The organism is Micromonospora sp. M51, assembly GCF_018070305.1.
Lineage (GTDB): Bacteria > Actinomycetota > Actinomycetes > Mycobacteriales > Micromonosporaceae > Micromonospora > Micromonospora parva.
Genome location: NZ_JAGPXZ010000367.1, coordinates 1 through 5,916 on the forward strand (window position 1 = coordinate 1; position 5,916 = coordinate 5,916).

Below are 5,916 nucleotides of genomic sequence, written 5' to 3' on the forward strand. Positions count from 1 at the left end.
CCTGTGGAAGCTCACCCATCCGGACACGTACGCCACCGATGTGGCTCAGCGCGTTGAGCAGGTGAAAATCCTCGGAGTTCGTCCGGGCCCAGGCCAGGTGCAGGCGGTGCAGGCGCAGCGCCTCCTCGTAGCGCCCGAGCATCATCAGTGCCATGCCGAGATTCGGTAGGACCATCGGTGCCCTGCCGGCGCCGTACCCCTTGTAGTCGCGCAGGCACTCGAAACCGACGGTCACCGATTCGGTCAGGTTGCCACCCCACCAGTAGACGGCCGCGAGATTCGCGCGGTACCGAGCCGTGGCCAGCACGTCCCCCGACTCCGTGGAGAGGGCGACCGCGCGGGTCAGGTAGTCGAGCGATTGCCGGATGTCACCGGTGCGCACGTAGCCGGAGGCGAGATAGTTGTTCATCAACGCCATCGCATAGATGTCCCCGGTCGCCTCCGCGGCGGTCAACGCGTGACGGTGGGTCAGCAGGATGTCCTCGAAGTACCCACGGATGTAGCAGAACCGCCAGAGGGCCCGGGCCAGCCGCCAGGAGTACTCGTAGAAGCCCGAGTCGAGCGCGGACAACACCATCGTCACCAGGTCGGTCCGCTCGGCCTCCAACCAGTCGGCGGTGGGCTCACCGATGGCCGCGACCAGTTCGGGTCGTCCGTAGGGACGGTGCGGGACGCCGAACTTCATCACGCCGGGCTCCAGCGTCTCGGCGGCCGTCAGCGCCGCATCAAGCGTGAAGTCCAACAGTTGGGCCAGCCCGAGCCTTCGATCACTAGCGGAGTCGGTACGGGAGCACAGCTCCGCGGAGTACTGGCGCATGAGGTCGTGTAATCGGTATCGCGCCGAGTCCAGGTCCTCCACCAGGTTGCTGTCGACCAGGTCGTCGAGCGCCTGGTGCGCTTCCGCGATGGTCAGTCCGGTCAGTGCGGCGACCGCCGCCGTGCTGAAGCGGTTACCGGGATACAAGCCCAGGAAGCGAAAGACACGCTTGGTCGAGTCCGGGAGCGGTTCGTAGGAGGCGGCGAAGGCGCCGGTGACGGTGCTCGCCTCCTGCGCCAGGTGGTGCAGCACCAGGGGGTCGCCAGCCATCTGCTCGGCCATCTCGGCCAACCGCCAACCGCGACGGTGGGCGAGCCTGGCACCAGCCAGCCGAATCGCCAGGGGGAGATGCCCACACAGCCGGACCACGTCGGCGGCGGCCGCCGGCTCGGCCTCGACCCGGTCATGTCCGACGCTCAGTCCGAGGAGATCCACACTTTCCTGAGGGCTCAGCACCGGCAGCGTCTGCGAGGGCCCCACATCCGGGTGGGACAAGCGCCGACGCGAGGTCACCAGCACGACGGCGGTCGGCTCGGTCGGCAGCAGGGGCACGATCTGGTCGCTGTTCGCGGCGTTGTCGAGAACTATCACCGATCTCCGCTGAGCGAGTTCCTGTCGCCACAACTCCACTCTGGCGTTCAGGTCGACAGGCACCCCGTTGGCGGGTACCCCGAGTTGTCGCAGCAGAGTGACCAGGGCAGCCGCTGGTTCCACCGGCTTCTTCTCGCCATGCCCGCACAGGTCGATGAAGAGCGCGGCGTCCGGGTACCGGGCGGACAACTGGCGGGCGAGGTGCACGGCGAGGGTGGTCTTGCCGCTACCCGCCATGCCATCGATGATGTGCACGGCTGGCACCCGCTCCTCGACCCGGCGGGTCTCCGCGAGCAGCCCCGACACCACGTCCTCCCGACCGACGAAGTCGGTGACCGCCCGGGGAAGGTGATCCACCGGCCTGGGCCTGGGTGGTTCCGCGGAGGCCACCACGGCCGCGGGGGCGGGCACGTTCGAGGCGGTGGGCGCACTCAGGCCAGTCGGACGGACCGCGGCGCTGGCTTTCGAGAGCGACGCAGCCACGGTGAGGATCGTGCGGTGGAGCGCCTGAAGCTCGGCACCCGGGATGATTCCAAGCTCCTCCGCCAACCTGGCGCGGACCTCGCCGTACGTGGCGACGGCGCCGGCGTGGTCGCCCCGCTCGTACAGCGCTCGGATGAGAAGCACGTACGCGGGCTCCCGGAGGGGGTACCGCACGATGATGTCCCGCAGCAGCGGGATCGCCAGGTCGTCCCGGCCCGATCTCAGCTGCACGTCAGCGAGGAGTTCCATCGCCAACAGCCGCTCCTCCTCGGCGGTCGCGGCGTGCGCGGTGAGCACCGGTCCGAGCGGGATGCCGGCGAGCATCGACCCATGCCATCGCCCGACGGCGCGCCCCAGCAGTTCCAGGGCCTGATCCAGGCGGCCGGCCATCAGCGCTTCCCGTCCGGCGACGCGTTCGGTCTCGAAGAGACACATGTCGACGGATTCCGGCCCCACTGCGAGCCGGTAGCCGCTCTGCTGCCGGACGATGACACCCCGACCGGACTCGAAAGCCTCGAACGTTCGACGCAGATTGGCCGCGTAGGTCCGTACGTTCGCCACCGCAGAGCGCGGTGGGGACTCCGGCCACAGCTCGTCGACCAGGTCGCCCAGGGTCACCAGTTGCCGGGGCTGGACCGCGAGCATCGCGAAGACAGCCTGCTGTTTGGGTGTACCCAGGTGCAGCTTGTCAGCGAGCAGTCGTACTGAGAGGCCGCCCAGAAGTTGAATCTCCACCCGTCCCCCTGCTCCAGCGGGGTATTCAGCCGATCACGCAACGAAGCTTACGGGCACCGGAAGGAACGCCCGACGCCAATCAGTCCGTCGATGCGAGCGCTCCACGGCCATCCACTGTGACGAGGTCGCCGAGTGCAATGCGAACATTGCAAGAACCGTCCGTTGCCTTAGCGTTCTCGACCCTTGCCACGTCACGGAAAGAAGGAACGAAAGCCGCAACTGCTGGCTTCCACACCCGGGCCGCACCTTGGGGCAGCGCCAGGGTCAGCCACGTTCACCGGTCAACGCTTGCGCCGACACTCGACGAGTGGAACTCCTGGCTGAAGCTGGTGAGCGGTTGGCCGAATCGGCGGATGAGTTGCGGCACCGGAGCACCCACACTGAGGGCGCGGTCTAATCGGTCGGCAGGGCTCACGACATTCCGCGACGGAGCGGATGCAGGAGGCGAACATCCCAGCGCTCTCCGCACCGGAACGCAAACAGAATGTCACTTATCAGTACGGGATTAACTAATGTTGAGGATAACGACATTTATCATCCCTAACTAGGGCCAACCCCATTTAAGCTCCATTCGTAGAGAGTCGGCGCCATCGGAGCCCGACAGCCGTACGAAGGAGAGGGTGGGTGAAATGCGCGGAAACGAGTGGGGCTGACATCGGTGCAGGACTTCTGCATCGTCCGGCGATATGGTGCTAGCACGACAGGCGAGGTAATCCAGGAGTTGCGTGGCCTCTTCACAACGACGCGATGACGGGACCGATCGACGGCTACGGCTGATCGTCGGTCTCCTCGTCGTTGCTGCCGCAGTCGTCACGTTCGCCTCCCTGAGGCTCACCTTCCCTGCGGTCGAGGCTCCGACACCAGACGGAGCAACCCTGGTAACGCTGACCGCCATGATCGCCCTGGGTGCGTTCGTCAAGACGCGCGTACGGGTCCGATCCGCGGTGCACCTCATCAGTTGGAGCGAGGCGGCCATCGTCATCGCGGCGGCGATCGCCCCCGTCCCGTGGGTTGCGCTCTGCACCTGCGTCGGGATCGCCATCGCCTCGGCCCGTCTACCACCGATCAAGCTGGCCTTCGGCGTCGGCAAGAACATCCTCGTCGCGGCCGGTGCGGGCCTAACCTTCGCCGTGCTCGACTGGACCTGGCCCGACATGCAGGCCCCGCAGTTGGTGGGGGTCCTGGCGCTCGCGTACCTCCTCGCGTCACTACTCGACGAGCTGCTGGCGATCCCCGTGATCGCGCTCGCCTCCGGCACCAAGATCTCGACCCAGTTCCGCAGCAACCTGGATCTTCGCCTGGCTGGTTACGCGGTCCGGTTCGTGGTGGCGGCACTGACCCTGCTCACCCTCCAGATGGACCCCCGGTTACTGCTCGCCGTCCCACCCCTGGTCCTGAGCCTGCACCTGGCCTACTCCGCGCGCATCCGCGGTCGCACCGAACAGCAGGCGTGGCAGCGGCTGGCCCGCACCACCGACGCGCTCAACGTGGTCGACCTGGACAACGTCCTCACCACCGCCGTCACCCAGGCCGCCGAGCTGTTCTCCGCCGACGAGGTCGAAATCGAGCTGCGCGACGGCGGCCGCACCGTACGCGGGGGCACCGGCGGCATCACCTTCGACGGCCCGACCGGCACCCCCACCGGCGTGGACGGCACCGTCGTCCCCGCGCCGCTGGAAGGCCACGACCGCACCGTCGACGTCGGCATGCTCCGACTGCGCTTCCGCGGCCCGGTGCAACTCTCCGAACGGGAGCAGTACACCCTGCGCACCTTCGCGTCCGCGCTCTGCACGGCCGTCCGCAACGCCCAGGCGTACGCCGAACTGGCCCGGGTGGCCGACGAGCACGCGTACGCGGCCTCACACGACGCGCTGACCGGCCTGGCCAACCGCCGACAACTCCTCGACGAGGGCACCGAGCAGTTGAGCACCCGACACGCCGACGGTGTGACCGCGCTGGTGCTGATCGACCTCAACCACTTCAAAGAGGTCAACGACACGCTCGGGCACGCCGCCGGTGACCAGGTGCTGGTGCAGGTGGCCGACCGGTTGCGCGGCGCGGCCCAGACGACCGACCTGGTGGCCCGCCTCGGCGGCGACGAGTTCGCCGTACTCCTGCGGGGTCTGCCGGCCCCGGCGGTGGCCGCGCACCGGGCCGAGACGCTGCTCGCCGCCCTGCACGAGCCGTTCGAACTGGACGGCATGCGCATCAGCGTCGAGGCCAGCGGCGGGATCTCCGGCGCCCCGTCCAACGGCGGCATGGCCGAGCTGCTACGCCGCGCCGACGTGGCCATGTACCAGGCCAAACGGGCCGGACAGCGGATCGCCACCTACGCCCCCACCCGGGACACCGCCGACCTCGGCCGCCTCACTCTCGGCGGTGACCTGCCCCGCGCGGTCGCCGACCACGAGTTCGTCGTCAACTTCCAACCGATCGTCGACCTGGGCACCGGCGAGGTGACCAGCGCGGAAGCTCTGGCCCGCTGGCACCACCCCGTCCACGGCCTGATCGACCCGCTGCGGTTCCTGGAGGCGGTGGAGCGTTCCGGCCTGCTGCCGGCGTTCGCCGAAGCGATCCTCGACCAGGCGCTGATCGCGGCGGTGAGTTGGCGCGACGCCGGCTTCGACGTACCGGTCGCTGTCAACGTGTCCCCGCGCAGCCTGCTCGACGCACGGTTCCCGGGCTCGGTGCTGGCCCGTCTGCGCGCCCACGACCTCCCACCGGACCGGTTGGTCCTGGAACTGACCGAGACGCTGACCCTCAGCCAACTCGACGTGGTCGACCGGGTGCTCAGCCGGCTACGCGACGAGGGAGTCCGGTTGGCGTTGGACGACTTCGGCACCGGCTACTCCTCGCTGTCCCTGCTCTCCCGGATCCCCGTACACGAACTGAAGATCGACCGGAGCTTCGTGACGACGATGGAGAGTTCGGCGGAAGCCGCCGCCGTTATCCGTTCCACCCTCGACCTGGGACGCAGCCTCGACCTGGACGTGGTCGCCGAGGGAGTGGAGAGCGAACCGCAACGGCGAGCCCTCTGGGAGTTGGGCTGCGTCGCCGGCCAGGGCCACCTGTTCGCCCGACCAATGCCGTCCGGCACCCTGCTCGCGGCGATGCAACGCGGCTCCGGCGGCCGACCGGGCACCCTCGCCGCACCGCTGCACGACGCGGGGGCCGTGATCCGGCTGAGCCAGAACCGCCGCCAGGCCGGCCGCTCCCGACCCGACCGCCTCCCCCACCTGCCCGCCTGAGCAGGCGACGGCCCGGAGCGCGGGCAGCCCGGTCTGCCAGAC

General features: G+C 68.7%; 2 protein-coding genes. One reads left to right on the forward strand and one right to left on the reverse strand.

Annotation, left to right across the window (positions count from 1 at the left end):
• Positions 1-2,626, reverse strand: a 2,626-nt coding sequence (locus KBX53_RS19470) for a BTAD domain-containing putative transcriptional regulator (RefSeq protein WP_210860858.1), incomplete at its 3' end; no start/stop codon positions are given.
• Positions 2,627-3,351: 725 nt separating this feature from the next.
• Here KBX53_RS19470 and KBX53_RS19475 point away from each other — a divergent pair.
• Positions 3,352-5,874: a bifunctional diguanylate cyclase/phosphodiesterase gene (locus KBX53_RS19475; protein ID WP_210860860.1), complete on the forward strand. Its 2,523-nt coding sequence runs from the start codon at positions 3,352-3,354 to the stop codon at positions 5,872-5,874.
• The last annotated feature ends 42 nt before the right edge of the window (positions 5,875-5,916 follow it).